The 19606-nt window shown below is 69.5% G+C and carries 18 protein-coding genes; 9 read left to right on the forward strand and 9 right to left on the reverse strand.

Annotated features, from left to right (window positions below; genetic code table 11):
- Positions 1-43: 43 nt before the first annotated feature.
- A complete protein-coding gene (locus ACFYRH_RS22905; protein WP_387778638.1) occupies positions 44-865 on the reverse strand; it encodes an IclR family transcriptional regulator C-terminal domain-containing protein in 822 nt (273 codons plus the stop codon).
- A 19-nt stretch (positions 866-884) separates the two neighbouring features.
- Positions 885-2324 (reverse strand): amidohydrolase family protein, encoded by a 1440-nt coding sequence (locus ACFYRH_RS22910; protein ID WP_387778641.1) that lies wholly within the window; start codon positions 2322-2324, stop codon positions 885-887.
- 178 nt (positions 2325-2502) lie between these two features.
- Between ACFYRH_RS22910 and ACFYRH_RS22915 the strand changes: the two genes are divergently transcribed.
- Genes ACFYRH_RS22915 through ACFYRH_RS22935 form a run of 5 tightly spaced genes read left to right on the forward strand, consistent with a single transcriptional unit; the run spans position 2503 to position 6650 of the window.
- Positions 2503-3654: a CaiB/BaiF CoA transferase family protein gene (locus ACFYRH_RS22915; RefSeq protein ID WP_387778644.1), complete on the forward strand. Its 1152-nt coding sequence runs from the start codon at positions 2503-2505 to the stop codon at positions 3652-3654.
- Positions 3654-4430 (forward strand): citryl-CoA lyase, encoded by a 777-nt coding sequence (locus ACFYRH_RS22920; protein WP_387778647.1) that lies wholly within the window; start codon positions 3654-3656, stop codon positions 4428-4430. The genes ACFYRH_RS22915 and ACFYRH_RS22920 overlap by 1 nt, the downstream gene beginning before the upstream one ends.
- An 11-nt stretch (positions 4431-4441) precedes the next feature.
- Positions 4442-5305: a hypothetical protein gene (locus ACFYRH_RS22925; protein WP_387778650.1), complete on the forward strand. Its 864-nt coding sequence runs from the start codon at positions 4442-4444 to the stop codon at positions 5303-5305.
- The gene (locus tag ACFYRH_RS22930) at positions 5302-5661 is read left to right on the forward strand and encodes a hypothetical protein (RefSeq protein ID WP_387778653.1); all 360 of its coding nucleotides are present in this window, start codon (positions 5302-5304) and stop codon (positions 5659-5661) included. The genes ACFYRH_RS22925 and ACFYRH_RS22930 overlap by 4 nt, the downstream gene beginning before the upstream one ends.
- An 11-nt stretch (positions 5662-5672) precedes the next feature.
- On the forward strand, positions 5673-6650 hold the full coding sequence (locus tag ACFYRH_RS22935; protein WP_387778656.1) for a zinc-binding alcohol dehydrogenase family protein: 978 nt from the start codon (positions 5673-5675) through the stop codon (positions 6648-6650).
- Between the two features lie 65 nt (positions 6651-6715).
- On the opposite strand, the gene ACFYRH_RS22940 is transcribed toward ACFYRH_RS22935, so the two are convergent.
- The gene (locus ACFYRH_RS22940) at positions 6716-7405 is read right to left on the reverse strand and encodes an ATP-dependent Clp protease proteolytic subunit (RefSeq protein ID WP_387778659.1); all 690 of its coding nucleotides are present in this window, start codon (positions 7403-7405) and stop codon (positions 6716-6718) included.
- Positions 7406-7486: 81 nt separating this feature from the next.
- Positions 7487-8416, reverse strand: a complete 930-nt coding sequence (locus ACFYRH_RS22945) for a nucleoside hydrolase (RefSeq protein WP_387778662.1) — start codon at positions 8414-8416, stop codon at positions 7487-7489.
- A 65-nt stretch (positions 8417-8481) separates the two neighbouring features.
- On the opposite strand from ACFYRH_RS22945, the gene ftsH reads away from it, so the two are divergent.
- Entirely contained in the window at positions 8482-10569 is a 2088-nt protein-coding gene (gene ftsH, locus ACFYRH_RS22950; protein ID WP_387778665.1) for an ATP-dependent zinc metalloprotease FtsH, read from the forward strand.
- Between the two features lie 132 nt (positions 10570-10701).
- Here the strand turns inward: ftsH and ACFYRH_RS22955 are convergent, their stop codons facing one another.
- The 3 genes from ACFYRH_RS22955 to ACFYRH_RS22965 are packed head-to-tail and all read right to left on the reverse strand — an operon-like array spanning position 10702 to position 14540.
- The gene (locus ACFYRH_RS22955; protein ID WP_387778668.1) at positions 10702-12132 is read right to left on the reverse strand and encodes a DUF4832 domain-containing protein; all 1431 of its coding nucleotides are present in this window, start codon (positions 12130-12132) and stop codon (positions 10702-10704) included.
- 18 nt (positions 12133-12150) lie between these two features.
- A complete protein-coding gene (locus ACFYRH_RS22960) occupies positions 12151-13206 on the reverse strand; it encodes a DUF4832 domain-containing protein (RefSeq protein ID WP_387778671.1) in 1056 nt (351 codons plus the stop codon).
- 59 nt (positions 13207-13265) lie between these two features.
- Positions 13266-14540 (reverse strand): ROK family protein, encoded by a 1275-nt coding sequence (locus tag ACFYRH_RS22965; protein WP_387778674.1) that lies wholly within the window; start codon positions 14538-14540, stop codon positions 13266-13268.
- Between the two features lie 182 nt (positions 14541-14722).
- Between ACFYRH_RS22965 and ACFYRH_RS22970 the strand changes: the two genes are divergently transcribed.
- Complete coding sequence (locus ACFYRH_RS22970) at positions 14723-15703, forward strand: Gfo/Idh/MocA family protein (protein ID WP_387778677.1); 981 nt, start codon at positions 14723-14725, stop codon at positions 15701-15703.
- 11 nt (positions 15704-15714) lie between these two features.
- Entirely contained in the window at positions 15715-16707 is a 993-nt protein-coding gene (locus ACFYRH_RS22975; RefSeq protein ID WP_387778680.1) for a Gfo/Idh/MocA family protein, read from the forward strand.
- Positions 16708-16718: 11 nt separating this feature from the next.
- Here the strand turns inward: ACFYRH_RS22975 and ACFYRH_RS22980 are convergent, their stop codons facing one another.
- On the reverse strand, positions 16719-17657 hold the full coding sequence (locus ACFYRH_RS22980) for an SDR family oxidoreductase (RefSeq protein WP_387778683.1): 939 nt from the start codon (positions 17655-17657) through the stop codon (positions 16719-16721).
- 62 nt (positions 17658-17719) lie between these two features.
- On the opposite strand from ACFYRH_RS22980, the gene ACFYRH_RS22985 reads away from it, so the two are divergent.
- Entirely contained in the window at positions 17720-18283 is a 564-nt protein-coding gene (locus ACFYRH_RS22985; protein WP_387778686.1) for a TetR/AcrR family transcriptional regulator, read from the forward strand.
- On the opposite strand, the gene ACFYRH_RS22990 is transcribed toward ACFYRH_RS22985, so the two are convergent.
- Positions 18273-19466 carry a low temperature requirement protein A gene (locus tag ACFYRH_RS22990; RefSeq protein WP_387778689.1) on the reverse strand — a complete coding sequence of 398 codons (1194 nt, stop codon included), beginning with the start codon at positions 19464-19466 and terminating at the stop codon, positions 18273-18275. The two genes, ACFYRH_RS22985 and ACFYRH_RS22990, sit on opposite strands and share 11 nt — an antisense overlap.
- Positions 19467-19606: the final 140 nt, after the last annotated feature.

Here is a 19606-nt window from a genome sequence, read left to right on the forward strand (position 1 = left end):
TCCATCGTCGCCTACGTTCGAGCCAGAGGCAGCTCGGAGCAGCTCAGGCAGTGGTCTCGTTCCGCTGGCCGGACTCCACATGCGGGCGGGACTGCCACAACGCCCACTCGGCGCTGACATCGCCCGCGGTCCGGAGCAGCAGCGGCAGATGGTCGTGGAGCAACGTCTCGACGGAGGTCTCGGCGGCGTGCACCGTGACGTTCATCGCGGCCCGGACCGTCCCGTTGCCGTCGCGCACCGGCGCTGCCACCGACCGGACGCCGGGCGCCAGCTCCTCGTCCGCCAGCGCCCACCCGCGCGCCCGGATCTCGGTGAGTTCGTCCCGCAGTTGCTCCGCGGTCCGGCCGATGTACGGCGGCAGTCCGGCGCGACTCGGCTGCGCGAGCACCTCGGCCAGTTCGCCGGCGGTCAGCGCGGACAGCAGCACCTTGCCCTGCGACGTCTGCGCCGCCGGGAACCGGGTCCCGATGTCGACCCGGAGCGCGATCAGTTTCGGCACCGACACGCGCGCGACGTACACGATGTCCGAGCCGTCGAGCTGGGCCATCGACGAGGACTCGCCGGTGCGGGCGACGAGCGCCTCGAGGTGCGGCTTCGCGATGTCCCACAGACCGAGCGAACCGACGTACGCCATCCCCAGGGTGAGCACCTTCGGGGTCAGCTGGAAGGCGCCGTCGGTGGTTCGGACGAAGCCGAGCTCCTCGAGGGTGAGCAGCAGCCGGCGCGCGGTCGGCCGGGCCAGGCCGGCCGCGGTCGCGACCTCGGTGAGCGACATCGTCCGGTGGTCGGCGTCGAAGCAGGCGAGCACGTCCAGCCCGCGAGCCAGCGACTCGACAAAATCCGGACCCGCGCCACGCCCTGCCATCTGTACCTCCGTCGGTCGACTACGGCTCACCGAAGATGGTGCCACGTGCCTCACGCGTCGAGTCGGACTTGTACTCGGTGTACTGGTACGGGTTGTCGAGCACCTCGCCCTTCGGCAGCTCCGGGTTCATCCCGTTCCGCCAGGCCTCCTCGCCGAGCGACGAGCGCAGATAGTCGACGGTCGCCTCCACGTCCCGGCGTACGGCGGCCAGGTCGCATCCGACCAGCTTGTGGTCCTGTTTCACCACGCGACCGTCGACGATCACCGTGTGGACGTCGCCGCGCTGCGCCTGGAACGCGACCTGGCCGTAGGGGTTGATCAGCGGGAACGACACCGGTGACGCATCGTTCTTGATCAGGATCACGTCGGCCTTCTGACCCGGTTCGAGACTGCCCAGGTCGTCGCGGCCGAGGGCCTTCGCGCCGCCGCGGGTCGCCCAGTCCACGACGTGTTCGGCGCGCAGATGGCTGTGTGTCACGGTGGCGCCCTTCATGTGCGCCTCGAGGTGTTCACGGGCGCGGTCCGCGCCGAGGGTGGTCCGCATCGCGCTGAACAGGTCGCCGCTCCACCACACGCTGGTGTCCATCGACAGTGAGACCGGGATGTCGTGGCGGCGTACCTGCCAGGTCGGTGGGTAGCCCTGGCCGGCGCTCTGCTCGGACTCGGTGGAGACCGAGATCGATCCGCCCGTCGCGGCGATCCGCTGGTACGAGTCGGTGTTCAGGGACGCCGCGTGCACGTAGATGTTCTGCGGTGTCATGAACTCGTTCTCGTGCATCAACCGGATGCCGTCGTCGTTGGTCGCGCCCCAGACCCCCGCGTGCGTGGTCACACCCAGCCCGAGCTCGCGGGCCACCTCGAACGCGGGCCGCTCCGGGAACGCGGGATCGCCGGTGACGTCGAACGCCAGCTGCAGGCCCAGCCGCGAGTCGTCTCGCATCCGCTCCAGGAACGCGCGCACTGCCGGGTCCGCGGTCCATTCCCACGGCCCGGCCTGGATGTTGCCGTAAGCAAGAACAAAGCGCCCGGGTACGGCGCGCAACGCGTCGGCCGCCGCCTCGGCATGGTCGACGCTCTGCAAACCGTGCGACCAGTCGACGGTCGTGGTGACACCGGCCTCGAGCGACTCCCAGGCCGACGTCAGGTTGCCGGCGTGGATGTCCTCGGGCCGGAACGTCTTCCCGTGCTCGAGGTAGTACCAGACGAAGTACTGCGTGAGCGTCCAGTCGGCGCCGTACGCGCGCATCGCGGTCTGCCACATGTGCCGGTGGGTGTCGATCATGCCCGGCATCACGATGCCACCGGACGCGTCGATCACCGTGGTCCCCTCCGGGACGTCGAGGTCCCGGCCGACGGCCGCGATCCGGTCGCCGTCGACCAGCACGTCGCCGTCCGCGACGACCGTGTGCCGGTCGTCCATCGTCAGTACGGTCCCGCCCCGCAGCAGCAGCTTGGTCATGATCCCCTCCAGAACAGTTCGGACAGACGTCCGTATCACGGTCACATGGGGCGCTGTTGCTCACTATTGGAGCGCTAGTTGACGCTGTCAAGGGGTCGCGACGAGTGGTTGACAGGCGATGGAAGGCGTGCCGAGACTGGTGCGGACAGATGTCCGTAGATCTCGTCGGGAGGTCAGGGTGAACGGTCCGTTGTCCGGTCTGCTGGTGGCCGACTTCTCCCGGATCCTGGCCGGTCCGTACGCGACCATGCTGCTCGCCGACCTCGGCGCCGACGTGGTCAAGGTCGAGGCGCCCGCCGGTGACGACACCCGGTCCTGGCAGCCGCCGGTCCGGGACGGCATCTCGACGTACTACCTCGCGGTGAACCGGAACAAGCGGTCGATCGCGCTGGACCTGAAGGACGCCGGCGACCTGGCCGCGGCGCAGGAGCTGGCGCGTCGCGCGGACGTGCTGGTGGAGAACTTCCGGCCGGGTGGGCTGGCCCGGTTCGGGCTCGACTACGAGACCGTTGCCGCAGGCAACCCAGGGCTGATCTACGCGTCGATCAGCGGGTTCGGATCCGGGCCGAAGGGCGCCGAGCTGCCTGGGTACGACCTGATCGTGCAGGCGATCTCCGGGCTGATGAGTCTGACCGGCGATCCGGACGGCGAACCGTTCCGGGCCGGCATCTCGGTGTTCGACGTGATGGCTGGGCTGCACGCGACGATCGGCGTACTGTCCGCGCTGAACTCCCGGCACGAGACCGGCCGCGGCCAGCACGTCGAGGTCAACCTGCTGTCGTCGGCGTTGTCCGGCCTGGTGAACCAGTCGAGCGCGTACGTCGCCGGTGGTGTGGTGCCGCGGCGGATGGGGAACAGCCATCCGAGCCTCTTCCCGTACGAGCCGCTGCCCTGCGCGGACGGGGAGCTGATCATCACGGCCGGGAACAACGGGCAGTTCCGCAAGCTGGTCGAGGTCCTCGGCGTACCCGAGCTGGCCGACGACCCGCGGTTCGACCGGAACGAGAAGCGGACCGCCAACCGGGACGAGCTCCGGCCGCTGCTCGTCGACCGGCTGATGGCACGGACGAAGCTGGAGTGGTTCCGCGACATCATCGCGGCCGGGGTGCCGTGCGGGCCGATCAACACCGTGGACGGCGGGGTCGCGTTCGCCGAGGACATCGGGCTGGACCCGGTGGTGACCGTCGGCGGGATCCCGACGGTGCGGAATCCGATCACGTTCACCGGTGACACAGGTGACACCGGTGACACCGGCAGCGCGGCGTCGTACCGGCTGCCGCCACCGTCCCTCGACGAGCACGGTGACGAGCTGAGGAAGTGGCTGACCTGATGAGCTTTCCGACATCACTGGGTACGTCGACGGCGGACGAGATCCGGCTGCTCGGGCAGGATCTGACCGCGGACCTGATGGGCAAGGTCGGGTTCGGGGAGCTGGCGTTCTGGCTGGTCGCGTTGCGGCGGCCGACGCCGTCCGAGACGCGGGTGTTCGAGGCCGTGCTGGTCGCGCTCGCGGATCACGGGTTCACGCCGACGGCGATCGCGGCGCGGCTCACGTACCTGTCGGCGCCGGACTCGTTGCAAGGCGCGCTCGCCGCCGGGTTGCTCGGTGGCGGATCACGTTTCCTGGGCGTCACCGAAGACTGCGGGATGTTCCTGCATCAGGCCCTGGACGGACGGGACGCGCCGACGGACGACGCCGGCTGGGACGAGCTCGCGCTCGCCGTCGTCCGGGATGCGCGAGCGGGTGGGAAGTACGTCCCCGGGCTCGGTCATCCGGTGCACAAGGTGCAGGACCCGCGCACGCCGGTGCTGATCGGCATCGCGCGCGAGGAAGGGCTGGAAGGCCCGCACCTGCGGTTGTTCGAGGCGATCGGGCGGGTCCATGAACAGGTCCTCGGGCGCAAGCTGCCGTTGAACGGCGCCGGCGTCTGTGGCGCGGCGCTGGCCGATCTCGGGCTCCCGGTCGAGTTGCTGCGCGGGTTCGCGCTGCTCGCGCGGGCGGCCGGCCTGCTCGGGCAGATCGCCGAGGAACGCCGCCGCCCGATCGGCATGGACGCCTATCTGACCGTCGACCGCAACGCCGAGTACGTCGATCCGGAGTCCTGAAGGGGGACCAGATGGCCACAGTCGCCGCGGTGATCGCCTCGACCCACCATCCGTTCTACTACCGCGCGAGCACCGCCACCGGTGCCGATCGGCCGCCGTTCGCCGATGAGTGGGTGGCGAAGATCGAGGCGTTCCGGGAGACGCTGACGAGGGCCCGGCCGGACATCCTGGTGATGGTCGGCAGCGATCACTTCCATCAGTTGTGGCTGGACAACATGCCGCAGTTCCTGGTCGGCAAGGCGCCGTACTTCGACGCCAACTGGTACAACGAGGAGCGTGAGTTCGGGCTGCCGCGGATGCGGCTGGCCGGGGACGAGCAGCTCGCGGGGCATATCCTGCGGAACGGGCTGGACGCCGGGTTCGACCTTGCCTTCAGCAACGAACTGCGGATCGACCACAGCATCACCTGCCCGATCATCACGCTCCGGCCGGAGGCGGACCTGCCGATCGTGCCGATCTACACCAACATCTTCGCGCCCCCGCTGCCGCGCCCGGGCCGGTTCGTCGAGCTCGGCCGGACGATCCGGCAGCTGGTCGAGTCGTGGCCGATCGACAAGCGGGTCGCGATCATCGGGACCGGACACCTGTCGCTGGAGCTGGGCGGACCGCGGCAGTTCGGTGCGCACGGGCCGGACCCGGAGTTCGATCGCAAGGCGGTGGACTGGATCGCCGGTGGCGACATCGAGGGGTGCCTGTCCGAGGTGACGCTGGACAGCCTGCACCTGCCGGGCAACGCCACCCACGGGTTCATGGACTTCCTGCTGATGATGGGTGTCGCGGGCGCGGGGCAGAAGGCGGATCACGTCGACTCGCTCGACCTGTTCCACACGATGGAGGCCTATTTCACCTGGTATCCGAACGGGGTGCCCGCATGAGTAAGTACCTGCTGGACAAGTTCCTCTACACCGTCGACCGCGACCCGGAGCTGGTCGAGCGGTACCGCGAGGACGCCGCCGGGACGGTGGACTGGTGGGAGCAGGAGATGGCCAACCAGCTCCTGAACTGCGCAGTCGCCGAGAAGTCCACCTGGCAGGAGTTCACCGAGGAGGAGCGGCGCGCGCTGCGGGAACACGATCACGTCGCGCTCTTCGGACTCGGTGCGCATCCGTTCCTCACGCTGACGCTGTTCATCGCGATGTTCGAGCGGGACCACGGACCGCTGGAATATCAGAGGGCGTATGGTCGGGCCTTGCAGCACCTGTCCTTGCCGTACCCCGACGTCGCTACCTGAGGAGGTCTCGCGTGCGCGCCGCAGTCCTGCACACCCACGGCGAACCACCGACCCACGCCGAACACCCCGACCCGGTCGCCGCCGAGGGTCTGTCGATCGTCCGCGTGACCGCCGCGCCGGTGGTCCCGCTCGACCTGCTCTGCGCCTCCGGTACGTCGTACTTCGGTCCGCCGGCCGTCCCGTACGTACCGGGTGTCCAGGGCGTCGGCGTGGTCGAGCAGTCGGAGGTCGTGGCGCCCGGGACGCGGGTGTTCTTCGCGACGTCGGCCGGAATGGCGGCGGGGGACGGGAGCTTCGCCGAGCGTGCCGCGGTTCCGGACGAGGATCTGATCCCGCTCGCCGTGAGCGAGGAGGCCGTGTCCGACGCCGCGGTGGCGGCGATCGGGTTGTCCGGCGTCGCCGGGTGGATGACGTTGACCTGGCGGGCCCAGCTGCAGGCGGGGGAGCAGGTCCTCGTGCTCGGCGGTGGTGGCGCGGTCGGGCAGGTGGCGATCGGGGCCGCCCGCGTGCTGGGTGCCTCGCGCGTCGTGGCGGTGACGCGGTCCGAGGCGTCGCGGGAGCGCGCGCTGGTGGCCGGGGCTGACGAAGTGGTTGCCCTGAGCACGGATGTGGACGAGCTGACGGCCCGGCTGGGCGAACCGTCGTACGACGTGGTGGTCGATCCGGTGTTCGGCGTCGCTGCGACGGCTGCCTCGCGGGTGCTCGCGGCCGGCGGGCGGCTGGTGAACCTCGGTGGGTCGTCCGGTGACGAGGCGGTGTTCTCCTCGGCGGTACTGCGGAGCAAGACGGCGAGCGTGCTCGGGTACACGAACAACGCGCTGACGGCGGACCAGCGGCGGGAGGCGCTGACCGCCGTACTCGAACACGCGGCGACCGGCGCGATCGCGGTGGCTCACGAGACCGTCACACTCGCCGACGTCGCAACCGCCTGGTCCCGCCAGGCATCCGGCGCCACCTCGGGCCGCCTGGTCCTGACGATCGACGCTTAGCGCTGGCGGGTTGTTTGCCGGCTGGCGTGTTGTAACACGGCATCGGTGAAACAACCCGCCACCGGTCACAGTAAGCGTGTGATCAGACCGTAGGTTCGCGCCTCCTCGGCGGACAAGACGCGGCCCTCCAGGTCATGGGCGACCTCATCGGCTGATCGGCCCGTGGCGTCGGCGATGAGGTCGCGCAGGCGGGCCGTCTGGCGCTCGTACTGCTCGGCGACCGTGGCGAGTTCGTCCGCGGTGCCTTCGGCCGTGAGGGGCGGGACGGAGAGCACGAACATCGTGTGCCGCTGGGCCTCGCGTTGTTCGGCGGCGGCGAGTACGGCGATGGCGGGGCCGCGGACCGTGCCGCGGGCGACGGCGTGCACCGGGGCGGTGATCAGGCCGATCGCGCCGACCACCGAGAGCGCCGCCTCGAGGTCGGACTCGCCGGCGGACAGTTGCAGCGTGATCGGGTCGTTGCTGCGGGCATCGAGTAGCAGCAGCTGCGCGGTGACGTGATTCGCCAGCCGGTCGTCGAGGTGGCCGCCGACGATGATCACCCGCTCGGCCAGCAGCCGGTCCGCGATCTCCTGCTCGACGCTGATCGACATCGGCTCGAACCACGCCGGCAGGATCGGCTGCGGCGTCGTTCCGGGCTGCGGCGCGTCAGGCTGCGGTAGGCCGGGGAACGGTCCGGGGCGTGGCGTTCCGGGGTTCGGCTGGGGGATCTCAGGCTTGCCCGGCCAGGTGGCGGCGGGCTTCTCGACGTACATGATGTCCTCCTTCGACCTCTCCACCTTGCGATAGGCGGAGGGCTCGGAGAACCCTCTTCCGCTGTCAGCAGACGAACGCGATCAACCGAGGGTGGTGATCGCGTCGACGATTCGGTCCCAGAACGCGGCGCGGTCGAGCTCCACCGCGATCCGGGCGTTCGGCGGTCGGCCGGTGTAGTGATCGAGGTCAACCACGGTCGCGCCCGCCGTCCACTCGCCCTGGGTCTCGACGACCAGGTTGGCCTCGACGCACCGGACGATCGCCGGATCGATCACCCGCGCGACCGCCACCGGATCGTGCAGCGGCGGCGCGACGAACCCGAACAGCTCCCGGTACGTCGACGCGAAGAACGTCATCCACTCGACGCAGACCCGCGCCAACGGCGTACCGATCCGGTCCAGGCGGGCGAGTACTTCGTCCGTGACGAGCGCCTGGTGGGTGACGTTCAGACCGCACATCGTGAACGGCACGCCCGACCGGACGACGAGATCCGCCGCCTCGGGGTCGACGGCGGAATTGGCCTCGGCGAGTGGGGCGATGTTCCCGCGGCCGGTGGAGCCGCCCATCCAGACGATCTCGGTGATGTTCGGCGCCAGACCGGGTTCCTCGGAGAGCAACCGCGCGACGTTCGTCAGCGCCCCGGTCGCCACGATCGTCGCTGGTCCGGTCCGGAGCACGTCGGTCAGGAGCTCGTGCGCCGAGTACGGCGACTGCGGCACCGACGGATCGTCCGTGAACCGGGGTCCGTCGAGACCGGTCTGTCCGTGGACGTCGTCGGCGATGCGCAATCGGCGTACCAAGGGCTGGGCCGCACCGCGTGCGACCGGGATGCTCGGCGCCCCGGCGAGGGACAGCACGCGGCGGGCGTTCAGCGTGCATTTCTCGACCGTTTGGTTACCCGCCACGGTCGTCACGGCGCGCAGGTCGACGGCTGGATCGGCGACCGCGAGCAGGATCGCGATCGCGTCGTCGTGGCCGGGATCGCAGTCGAGGACCAGCGGGGTGGGCATGCGCCAGCGTACGTCGTTCGGGTTGTCGCTGGGTCGCAGGCGGTTCAGGTCCTATGTTGGGCTGCATGAGCGACAAGGATCAGCCGGCGAAGGACGAGTCCTCGGCCGACCGCCGGCCGGGTGCCGAGGGCGGCGACCGGGGCGATCGGGACCCGGGCGGATCGCCGCGGCCGCCGCACAAGCCGTGGCGGACCGAGGGATTGCCGGCCGGTCACGGCGACAACGGCAGACCCCGGCGGCCGCGGTGGTGGAAGTGGGCCGCCTGGATCATCGGCGGCTACCTGTTGCTCTTCCTGCTCACCACGATGCAGGACCAGATGTCCGGCGGCGAGCAGACGATCGCCTACACCGACTTCACCGCGCAGGTCCAGAAACAGAACGTGGCCGAGATCTTCGCCCGTGGCGACACCATCGAGGGGCGGCTGAAGGAAGCCGCTCCGGTACCGGGCAAGAGCGGCTCGACGTTCACCAAGTTCACCACCGAGCGGCCGACGTTCGCCAACGACAACCTGTACGGCGACCTGCAGAAGGGCGGCGCCACGGTCCGGGCGACACCGGTGGTCGCGCAGCGTGGCGTGCTCTGGAACCTGCTGATCTCGCTCGGCCCGTTCATCCTGATCGCGGCCTTCTACTGGTGGCTGATCCGGCGCAGCCGGGCCGGCGGCGGTCTGGGCGGGCTGCTCGGTGGCAGCGGCCAGCAGAAGAAGCCGGTCGACCCGACCACGGTGCGGGTGACGTTCGCCGACGTCGCGGGGATCGACGAGGTCGAGGCCGAGATCGAGGAGGTCGTCGACTACCTGAAGGACCCGGACAAGTACCGGCGGCTGGGCGCGCGGGCGCCGAAGGGTGTGCTGCTGGCCGGCGCGCCCGGCACCGGCAAGACGCTGCTGGCGCGGGCGACCGCGGGCGAGGCCGGCGTACCGTTCTTCTCCGCGAGCGCGTCCGAGTTCATCGAGATGATCGTCGGGGTCGGGGCGAGCCGGGTGCGGGAGCTGTTCGGCGAGGCACGGAAGGTGGCGCCGGCGATCATCTTCATCGACGAGATCGACACCATCGGCCGGGCCCGCGGCGGTGCCCGGTCGTTCGGTGGGCACGACGAGGGCGAGCAGACGCTGAACCAGATCCTCACCGAGATGGACGGCTTCTCCGGCACCGAGGGCGTCGTGGTGCTGGCGGCGACGAACCGGGCCGACGTCCTCGACCCGGCATTGCTGCGGCCCGGGCGGTTCGACCGGACGATCACGGTGCACGCGCCGGACCAGCCGGGGCGGGAGGCGATCCTCAAGGTGCACGCCCGCGGGAAGCCGCTGGCGCCGGACGCCGACCTGGCCGCCCTGTCCCGGTCCACACCCGGGATGACCGGCGCGGACCTGGCGAACCTGTTGAACGAGGCGGCGCTCGCGGCTGCGCGGCAGGGCGAGTCGCAGATCACCCAGCGCGATCTGACCGACGCGCTGGAGAAGATCCAGCTCGGTACGGCGCGGAACGTGGTGATGCCGGAGGAGGAGCGGCGAAGGACGGCGTACCACGAAGGTGGGCACGCGTTGCTCGGGATGATCCAGAAGGGCGCGGACCCGGTGCGAAAGGTGTCGATCATCCCGCGCGGACGGGCGCTCGGCGTGACGCTGTCGACGCCGGAAGCGGACCGGTACGGGTACGACGTGGACTACCTGCGCGGCCGGATCATCGGGGCACTCGGTGGGATGGCCGCCGAGCAGGAGGTGCTCGGGATGGTCACCACCGGCGCCGAGAGCGACCTCGAGACCGCGACCCGGATCGCCCGCTCGATGGTCGGCCGGTGGGGTATGTCGGACGCGATCGGGCCGGTGTCGGTGCTGCCCGCGGAAGGCGACGCGCGGACCGCGGGTGTGTCCGACGAGCTGCTGAACACGGTCGACGCCGAGGTACGGCGGCTGATCGAGCAGTGCTACGCAGAGGCGCGCCGGCTGCTGCGGGAGAACCGTTCGAAGCTGGACTCGATCGCGGGGCAGCTGCTGATCCACGAGACCCTCGACGAGGCCGACGCGTACGCCGCGGCGGGGATCGCCCACGAACCCCGCCAGCTCCCGGCGCCGGAGCCGGCCCTCCCAGAACCGGTCGCAGGAGCGGCTCAGCAGTCCAACGCCACCAACCGCACGGCCGAGGACATCTAGTGTCCTGAGTCGGAGGTTCGGTGCAGACCGGCCTCGGCACCGCCGGCGGGGAAACTTCTGGTCACCAGATGCACATTTGTTTCCCCACCGGCTACCGGAGCCAACTCAGGGCCGAGGACTGCCCGTGGGCGGCTATCCGATCGTGACCATCTGGCCGAGGTCGTTGTACCCGGTGCTCGGTTGCCAGGTTCCGTTGTTGGCGAGACGTAGCGCGTAGACCGCGTTGTAGGTCTCGCTGGAACCTGGCAGCCGGGCCTGGGACTGCAGCCTCGGATCGGCGATGTTGAGCAACACCTTGTACTTTCCGGCGGGCAGCTTGACGCTCCAGTTCAGGGTCACCGTCTGTCCGGCACCCCAGCGCCGCGGATCGCCCGGCACGTTGACGCGGTAGGTGTGCTGGTCGTTCTGGAACACCAGTTGCACCTGCCGCGGGTTGAACGGCGCGGCCCAGCCGTCGTTCCGGATCGTGACTCCGACCTGGGCGCTGCCGTGCGACTGCGACACCGTGCTCTGCGTCAGCGCGAACCGGTAGCCGAGCTTCTGCTTGGCGATCTCGATGTTGGCGCCCCAGCTGGCCAGCACGTCCGGGTGGTACTCGATGTTCAGGAACGAGAAGTGCAACCGGGCCATCTCGGCGGCCGCGGACGGCCACTCCGAGCGCGGCGCGTCCACCCCACAGGTCTCACCGCCCTCGGGCACGTAGTTGGTGTCCTGGGCAACGAAATCCTTGTCGAGCTCGATCGGGTCACTGAGGTACGTGCCGTAGTCGTCGGGGCTGGCCAGGAAGCAGTCGTTGTGCTGCCCGATCCGCGCCACCGCCGAACCGTCGTACGCCTGCTGTGCCGTGAGTCCGCCGGCGGTCCCGGTCGGTACGCCGTACAACCGCTGCTTCATGTACGGCGTCCGCACCTGGACCATCTTGTCCTTCGGAAGTGCCTGGAGCAGCGCGTCGATCACGGCCTTGCGATCGGCCCAGTTCTGGTCCGAGACCTGACTCGGGTCGGCCGGGTCGGAGAAGTAGTCGGTGTAGTAGCCCTCACCCCAGAGCCCGACGAACCCGGACTGCACGACCTCGATCATGTCGGCGTTGGCGCGCAGGATCGGGGTGAGCTGCTTGATCTGCGTGACCACCCGCGCCACGGGAGCATCGCCGTACGGCGTGGGCGGCGGCCAGCCGTCACCCGGCAGCGCGTAGGCGAAGCGGACGATCAGCTTCACCCCGGCCGCGCGGGCGGTGGCGAAGTCGGCCTGCATCAACTCGAGGTAGTGCTTGTCGATGACGTCCTGCTTGGAGAACTTCTCCAGGTAGAACAGGCGGAGGATCTGCGTGATGTGCTCCTGCGTGCGGTAGTTCCGCAGGGTCGTGAGGTCGAGGGGCACGTAGCCGGTGCCGTCGGCGCGGTAGTGGGTCTCCTCGTGGTGGTAGAACCCGCGCTCCTGGTTCGAGATCACCTCGTCGGTGGTCGTGTAGGTGCGGGTGGTGGCCGGTGCGGGGTGCGCCAGGGCTGCCTGCGTCGGCAGCAGCAGCCCGAGCGACGCCAGGGCGACGACAAGCTTTCTCATGGAATGGGTTTCTCCTACCTAGCTGACGGTGATCGTGTGCAGGAGCGAGTTCATCCCGGTCGCGGCGTCCCAGGTGTTCTGGTTCGCGAGGCGGATGGAGTACTCGGGGCGGGTGGACAGGAGTGGGTCCGGCAGGTCGAGGAGCAAGGCGTACTGGCCTGCCGGAACGTTCGTGGGCACCGTGAGCGTCTGCGACACCGTGGTCGACGTACCCGCGGTCCAGCGGCGTGGGTCCGACGTCATCGGGAGCTTGTAGGTCGCGCCGGTCAACGTGTTGCGGAGTACGAGCTCGAGGGTGCGGGGGTTGTAGGGGGTGGCGTAGCCGTCGTTGTGGACGGTGAAGGTGATCGGCAGGGCCGCGCCGGGAGAGGCGGTCGCGGGGTAAGTGCCGGACTCCAGGCGGAAGCGGTAGCCGAGGTTCTTGCTGACGTCGGCGAGACAGCCGCCGGTGCTCCAGGAGTTCAGCACGTTCGGCTCGTAGTCGGTGTTCAGGAACGACCAATGGAACTGTGCGAGCTCGCTCGTCGCGGTAGAGCACTGGGAGCGCGGTGCGTTGACGCCGCAGGTCTCGCCGCCCATCGCGACGTATGTCGTGTCGCTGTTGAGGTACGGGTATTCGACAGTCGGGTTCTCGTAGGTGCCGTAGTCGTCGGGGCTGGCGAGGAAGCAGTCGTTGTGATGCCCGATCCGGCTCAGGGGCGTGCCGTTGTAGGCGTCTGTCGGCTGAACGGGGGTGGTCGAGTACAGGGTGCGTTTGAACTTCGGCGTACGGAGCTGGATCATCCGCGTGGACGGGACGACGCTGAGGAGCTTGTCGGTGACTGCCTTGCGGTTCGCCCAGTCGGTGGAGGAGACCGTGCCGGCGTTGCCGAAGTTCTGCGTGTAGTACCACTCGCCCCAGGCGCCGATCAGGCCGGACTGCACGACGGCGATGACGTCCTGGCCGGCGCTCAGGTACGGCGCCAACTGGTCGAGGTGCGCCAGTACTCGGTCCTTGGTCGCGTCGTCGCCGGTGGTGAGCGCGGTGGTGAGGGTGCGGCGGCGGACGGTGGGCAGGCGGAACGGACGCATCATGATGCTTCCTCTCGCTGGGCGTGGCGATGGGGATAATCATGGAGTCCAGGAAGATTATGTCAAGGCCTCAGGCCGGAGGTGATCGTCGACTCGACCTCCTCGAGCGCCAGCCGGACCGCGCCGAGCGCGACCCCTTCGTCGGCGAACGCGGACACCCGGATCTCCGGTGTCCGCAGACACCACCGATCGAGCTCCCGGCGCAACGGCTCCACCAGCACGTCCGCCGACCGCGAGAACCCACCTCCGATCACCACCATCTGAGGATCCAGCGTCAACACCAACGCCGAAGCCCCCACCGCCAGATCCGTCACGTACCCCCGCACCGCCGCCAGCGCCGCAACATCCCCCGCCCGAGCCGCCACAAACACCCGCTCGAACCCCTCCGCCCCACCGGCCCCAACCACCCCTCGGGATGAAGTAGGTGGAGAAGCCCCGCCCTGAGCAGAGCCCGCCACCTCGCCGGTTGTGGCGGTTGTTCGTTCTAGCCAGGTGTGGAGGTGGGTGGGTGCTTCTTGCCAGCGGGCGGCGGGGAGGGCTCCTATCTCGCCCGACCAGTTGGCGAAGCCTCGGTGGAGGGTGCCGTTGATGATGAGGCCGGCGCCGGTGCGGAGGCCGGCCAGCAGGAAGACGACGTCTTTCGCGTAGCGGGCGACGCCGCGCCAGGTCTCGGCCAGTGCGGCGAGTTTGCAGTCGTTCTCCACGCGGACGGGACCCGGCACCAACCGGCGTACATGCGCGGCCAGGTCGACGCCGGTCCACTCGGGGAGGGAGTCGGACAGCATCACCTTCCCGGCGCCGTCGACCAGCCCGGTGGTGGCCACGCCGGTCGCCCAGATCTCGCCCGGCCCGCGAGCCGTCTCGAGCCCGCCGCCGGCGTCCACACCACCCGCGCTCGGGCGAGCCGCTTCGCCTCCTCGCGCCGCCGCGAGAGCTTTGGTCACGCAGCGGTCGAGGGCGGCGAGGCGTTCGCGGCGGCCGGCGTCGGCGGGGATCTCGATCCGGGTCTGGTGCAGGACCTCGCCGTCGAGGTCGGTGACCACGGCCAGCGCCTTGTGCCCACCGATGTCCACCCCGAGCAACCGCCCGGCCCCGGCGTTGAACCGGTACCGCCGGGCCGGCCGCCCGACCGACCCGACAGCCGGCGCCACCTCGGTCAGCCAGCCGCGCCCGAGCAGGTCCCGGGCGACGTCCTCGGTCGAAGCGCGCGACAGTCCTGTGCGTTGCGACAACTCGGTGAGCGTCAACGGCTGGTCCCCGCGCAACTCCCGCAGTACGGCGACCGCGTTGAGCTGACGCAGCCGCGACAGATCCCCGCCGACCGGCTGCTCAGTCATCCGTGGCTCCTCACCTAATCCAGGACTCCTGGATAACTATAAGCACCGCGACTGCGCGCGGGTCTCAGCGTGTGGAAGGGCGCGCCGGACCCCTGTCCAGACCTCCTGACAACGTTGTACCGTGATCAGCCGACGGTCGATCCGAAACGTTTCCGAATGCATCCGAAATGAGGAGGACCTACGTGTCCAACCCACTGAAGATCGCCACGCTGAGCTTCTGGCACGTGCACGCCGGCGACTACTCGAGGCAGGCCCAGGCGCACCCCGGGACGGACCTGGTGGCCGTCTGGGACGACGACTCCGAGCGCGGCAAGGCCGGCGCCGAGCAGTTCGGTGTGGAGTACACCGGCGACCTCGACGCGCTGCTCGCCCGCGAAGACCTGGACGGCGTCGTGATCACCACCCCGACCGACGTGCACCGCGACATCATGGTGAAGGCCGCCCGGGCCGGTAAGCACATCTTCACCGAGAAGGTCCTCGCGCCTACGGTCGCCGAAGCCGAAGAGATCGTCGCGGCGACGGACGAGGCCGGTGTGAAGCTGATCGTCTCGCTGCCGCGGCTGTACCACGGGTACACCAGGGCGATCCAGGAAGTACTCGACAAGGGCACCCTCGGCCGACTGACGTACGGCCGCGTCCGGCTGTCGCACGACGGCGCGATCGGGCGCGACGGCAAGGAGGGCTGGCTCCCGCAGCGGTTCTTCGAGCCGAAGGCCGCGATCGGTGGCGCGCTCACCGACCTGGGCTGCCACCCGATCTACCTGACGCAGCTGTTCCTCGGCGCGACGCCGGAGACCGTGAGTGCGACGTACCGTTCCGTGGCCGGGCGCGGTCTCGAAGACAACGCTGTCGTGGTGGCTGGGTACGCCGACCAGAAGATCGGTGTGATCGAGGCCGGGTTCGCCAGCGGCAACCCGTTCACGATCGACCTGTTCGGCACCGAGGGCACCCTGACGTACACCGACGCCGGCAACGTGCTGACGGTGAACGGCGAGCAGATCCCGGTGCCCGAGCACTCGACCGACGCGTTCGCGCAGTGGGTCGATCACATCACCAACGACACCCGCGCCGACGACAACATCGCGCGCGCGATCGAGCTGACCCGTCTGGTGGTCGCCGCGAACGCGGCCGCCGAGTCCAACCGCGTCATTTCCTACAGCTGAGGAGCGTTCCGATGATCAAGGTTGGGCTCATTGGCGCCGGCGGAATCGCCTCGGCGCACATCCGCGGGTACGCCGAACACGCGGACAAGATCGGGATCACCGCAGTCGCCGACGCGGTCGAGGAGACCGCCAAGAAGCGTGGCGAGGAGCTCGGTGCCACGTCGTACACGGACTACCGCGAGATGCTCGCCAACGAGGAGCTGGACGCGGTCGACATCTGTCTGCCGCACCATCTGCACCGGGACGCGATCGTCGCGGCCGCCGAGGCAGGCAAGCATGTGCTCTGTGAGAAGCCGTTGTGCCTCAGCGCGGAGGAGGCCGCTGACGTTCGCGCGGCGGTCACCAAGGCGGGCGTGACGTTGATGTGCGCGCACAACCAGCTGTTCATGCCGGCGGTGGCGAAGGCCAAGGAGCTGCTCGAGGCCGGCACGATCGGCACCGTCTACGAAGTACGCACGACCGACAGCTTCTACAACGACTTCGACCCGAGCTCGATGGGCTGGCGGGCGAGCAGCAAGACCAGTGGTGGTGGCGAGCTCATCGACACCGGGTACCACCCCACTTATCTGATGCTGCACCTGGCCGGCGGGCTGCCGGTCGAGGCCACCGCGATGCTCTCCACGCACCGGTTGAAGTTCATGGAGGGCGAGGACTCCGCTCAGGTCCTGATCAAGTTCGACAACGGGGTCGTCGGCCAGATGGTGACCAGCTGGGCCTACCAGCCGGCCGAGTCCACCGAGCGCTTCTCGGCGGTCGGCGAGCTCGGCTCCCTGACCAGCGACGGTACGACGCTCTCCTACCGTCTCCGCTCGGGTGAGACCGAGACCTTCGCGTTCGAACCGGTCGACACCTTCGTCGCCGAGATCGGGCACTTCGCCGACTCGCTGGCCGGCCGGACGCGTCCGCTGCACACCGAGGAGGAAGGAATCGCCGTCCTCGGCATCCTGCTCGCGGCGTACGAAGGCTCACGGTCGAAGGTGATCGCGCCGGTCCTGAAGGTCTGAACGCAGAAGGTCTAACCGAAGTAGAACCCCTCGGCCAGGTCGGCCAGCAGGTTCGGATGGGTGGGCTGCCAGTCGAGCAGCTCACTCGTCCGGGCCGACGACGTCGGGCTGTTCATGCCCGCGAACCGGCTGAGGAACCCGAGGTACTGCGCTGCGTCGTCAGCGGAGACCGAGCGCGCCGGGAGATCGAGTCCCCGGCCGATGGCCTCGGCGATCGTCCGGAACTCGATGCCCTCGTCCTGGACCGCGTGCAGCCGGCTGCCCGCGGGTGCCGACTCGAGCGCCAGCCGGTAGAGCCGCGCCGCGTCGAGCGTATGCACTGACGGCCAGCGGTTCGTCCCGTCGCCGACGTACGCCGCGAAGCCGTTCGTGCGGGCGAAGCCGATCAGGGTGGGCGCGAAGCCGTGCAGGTCGAGCCGGCTGTGGGTGATCTGCGGCAGCCGGACGACGGACGAGCGGACTGATTTGGCGGCCAGGTCGATGACATAGTTCTCGGCGTCGACGCGGTACCCGCCGTTCGGGTCGAAGTCGTCCTCGGTCGCGGTCCGGTCGCGCACGATCTGGGCGAGCATGCCGGTGCCCGACGTACTCACCAAGGGCTTGTCGGTGCCGGCCAGGGCGTCGCCGATCGTCTGCAGGGCGGCGAGATCCGACTCCGCGGCGCCGGCCAGGTCGCCGGCCGCCATCGCATCGTGGCGGAACGCGAGGTGGACGACGCCGTCGGCGGCCGTGGCCGCGGCGCGCAACCGGTCGAGATCGTGCAGGTCGCCGCGGATCGCCTCGGCGCCCCAGTCGGTCAGCCGCTTGGCGGACTCGTCGGAGCGGGCCAGGCCGAGCACCTGGTGACCGTTGTGCAGGAGTTCCGGGACGAGGGCGGACCCGACGTGCCCGGATGCTCCGGTGATGAAGACGCGCATGGTGCTTCCCTTCGCGATGTCAGTCTGTGACATCACGACTGTACACCCTGATGTCATTCGATGACATCGCCGGTGATCGACGCTAGGATCGAGGCATGGGACGGTGGGAACCAGGCGCGGCCGGGCGGCTGCGCGAAGCGGCGATGGCGCTCTACACCGAGCGCGGGTACGACGGCACGACCGTCGCCGAGATCGCCGATCGGGCCGGGGTCACCGCACGAACGTTCTTCCGGCATTTCGCCGACAAGCGAGAGGTGCTGTTCGCCGGATCCGAGATGCTCGAGCACCAGATGGTGAAGGCCCTCCGGGAAGCGCCGCCGACCGCGACCCCGATGGAGGCGGTCGTGGCCGGCGTCCTCGCGTCGGCGGAGTTCTTCGACGACATCCGCCGGGAGTACTCGCGGCGGCGGGCAGCGGTGATCGCGTCGACGCCGGAGCTGCGTGAACGCGAGCTGATCAAGATGGCGTCGCTGACGTCGGGTCTGACCAAGGCGCTGCTCGACCGGGGCGTCGATCAGGACGTGGCGGCGCTGGCGGCCGAGACCGGCGTGGCCGTGTTCCGGGTGTCGTTCGAGCGCTGGATCGCGGCGCCCGACGACGTACCGATCACGGACGTCATTCGGTCCACGCTGAAGACGCTCGCGGAGCTCACTGCCTGACGTTCACCGCCCACGAGGCGACCGCGACCAACGCCACGCAGGTCGCTGCCAGCAGCGCGAGAGTGGCGACCGAGCCGATCCACGGTGTCGCGAGCGGCAGAGCCAGCAGTACGGCGGCGCCGCACGCCGCCGTACCGAGGTGGGCGCGGGACGGCTCACCGACGCAGCGGTGCACGGCCCAGAGCAGGAAGACGAAGCAGGCAGCCGGTACGGCGACCGCGTAGCTCGCGCCGGTCGGGGACAGATGCAGTTCGTGACTGGTCTGTTCGACCGCGACTTCGAGGCCGGCGCCCAGGGCGGCGAGGCTGGCGAAGATCCCGTAGTGGCCGTAGCCCCAGCGGTACGAGCGGTCCCGTCGGTCCTCGAGTCGCGGGCCGGCCGGGCGCAGGAAGTACAGCCACCACAGGGCGAACAGGATCACCAGTCCGCAGGCCGCGACGGCAATCAGTTCCGCGCTGACCGCGGTCGCCACGACGGCCCGCCGTACGGCGTTGGACGAGGCCAGGACCGCCTCGCCGAGCAGGATGATCGTGAACAGGCCGTACCGCTCGGCGATGTGGTGTGGATGCCAGTTCGTCGCATGCGGACGCTCGGCCCACAGCGGGACGCACAGTTCGAGCGCGGCCAGGACGACGAACGTCACGAGCAGGACGCGGTCCGGCGCGCCCGTGGTGGCGAGGTAGAGCCGGCCGAACCAGCCGATCTGCAGGATCCCGATCCCGAACGCGTAGCGGAACGCAGTACGGCGGGAAGCCGGGTCCTCGACCCCCGCGCGCACCCACAGCGAGATCAGCCCGAGCCGCATGATCAGGTAGCCCGAGGTGATCATCAGGTAGTCGCCATGGTCCGCCGCGGCCGGGACGCCGGCGCCGAGCAGCAGCACGCCGGCCATCTGCACCATGGTGAGGATTCGGTACGTGACGTCGTCGGTGTCGTACGACGAGGCGAACCAGGTGAAGTTCATCCACGCCCACCAGATCGCGAAGAACACCTGCAGGAACGGCAGTACGCCGTCGCGGGCGTGACCGTCGGCGATGGTGTGCGCGAGTTGCTCGGTGACCGCGGCGACCGCGACCACGAACGTCAGGTCGAAGAGCAACTCGAGCTGACTGGACACCCGGTGCGGCTCGTCGATCGGCCGCGCCGTCATCCGCACCCGGATGCGGATTGCTGGGCTGGACACCTGGTGGCTCCCCTCGTCGGACGTCCTCATCCAGTGAGACAGCACACAGATCCCGGCTGTGACCGGCTGGGGGCTGTCACAAGCTGGAGGCCTGCCCTGTCTCTCCTGATGACAAGGGCGGTCGAACTGATGACACCGCC

The sequence above is a fragment of the Kribbella sp. NPDC004875 genome (assembly GCF_042873375.1).
Classification (GTDB): domain Bacteria; phylum Actinomycetota; class Actinomycetes; order Propionibacteriales; family Kribbellaceae; genus Kribbella.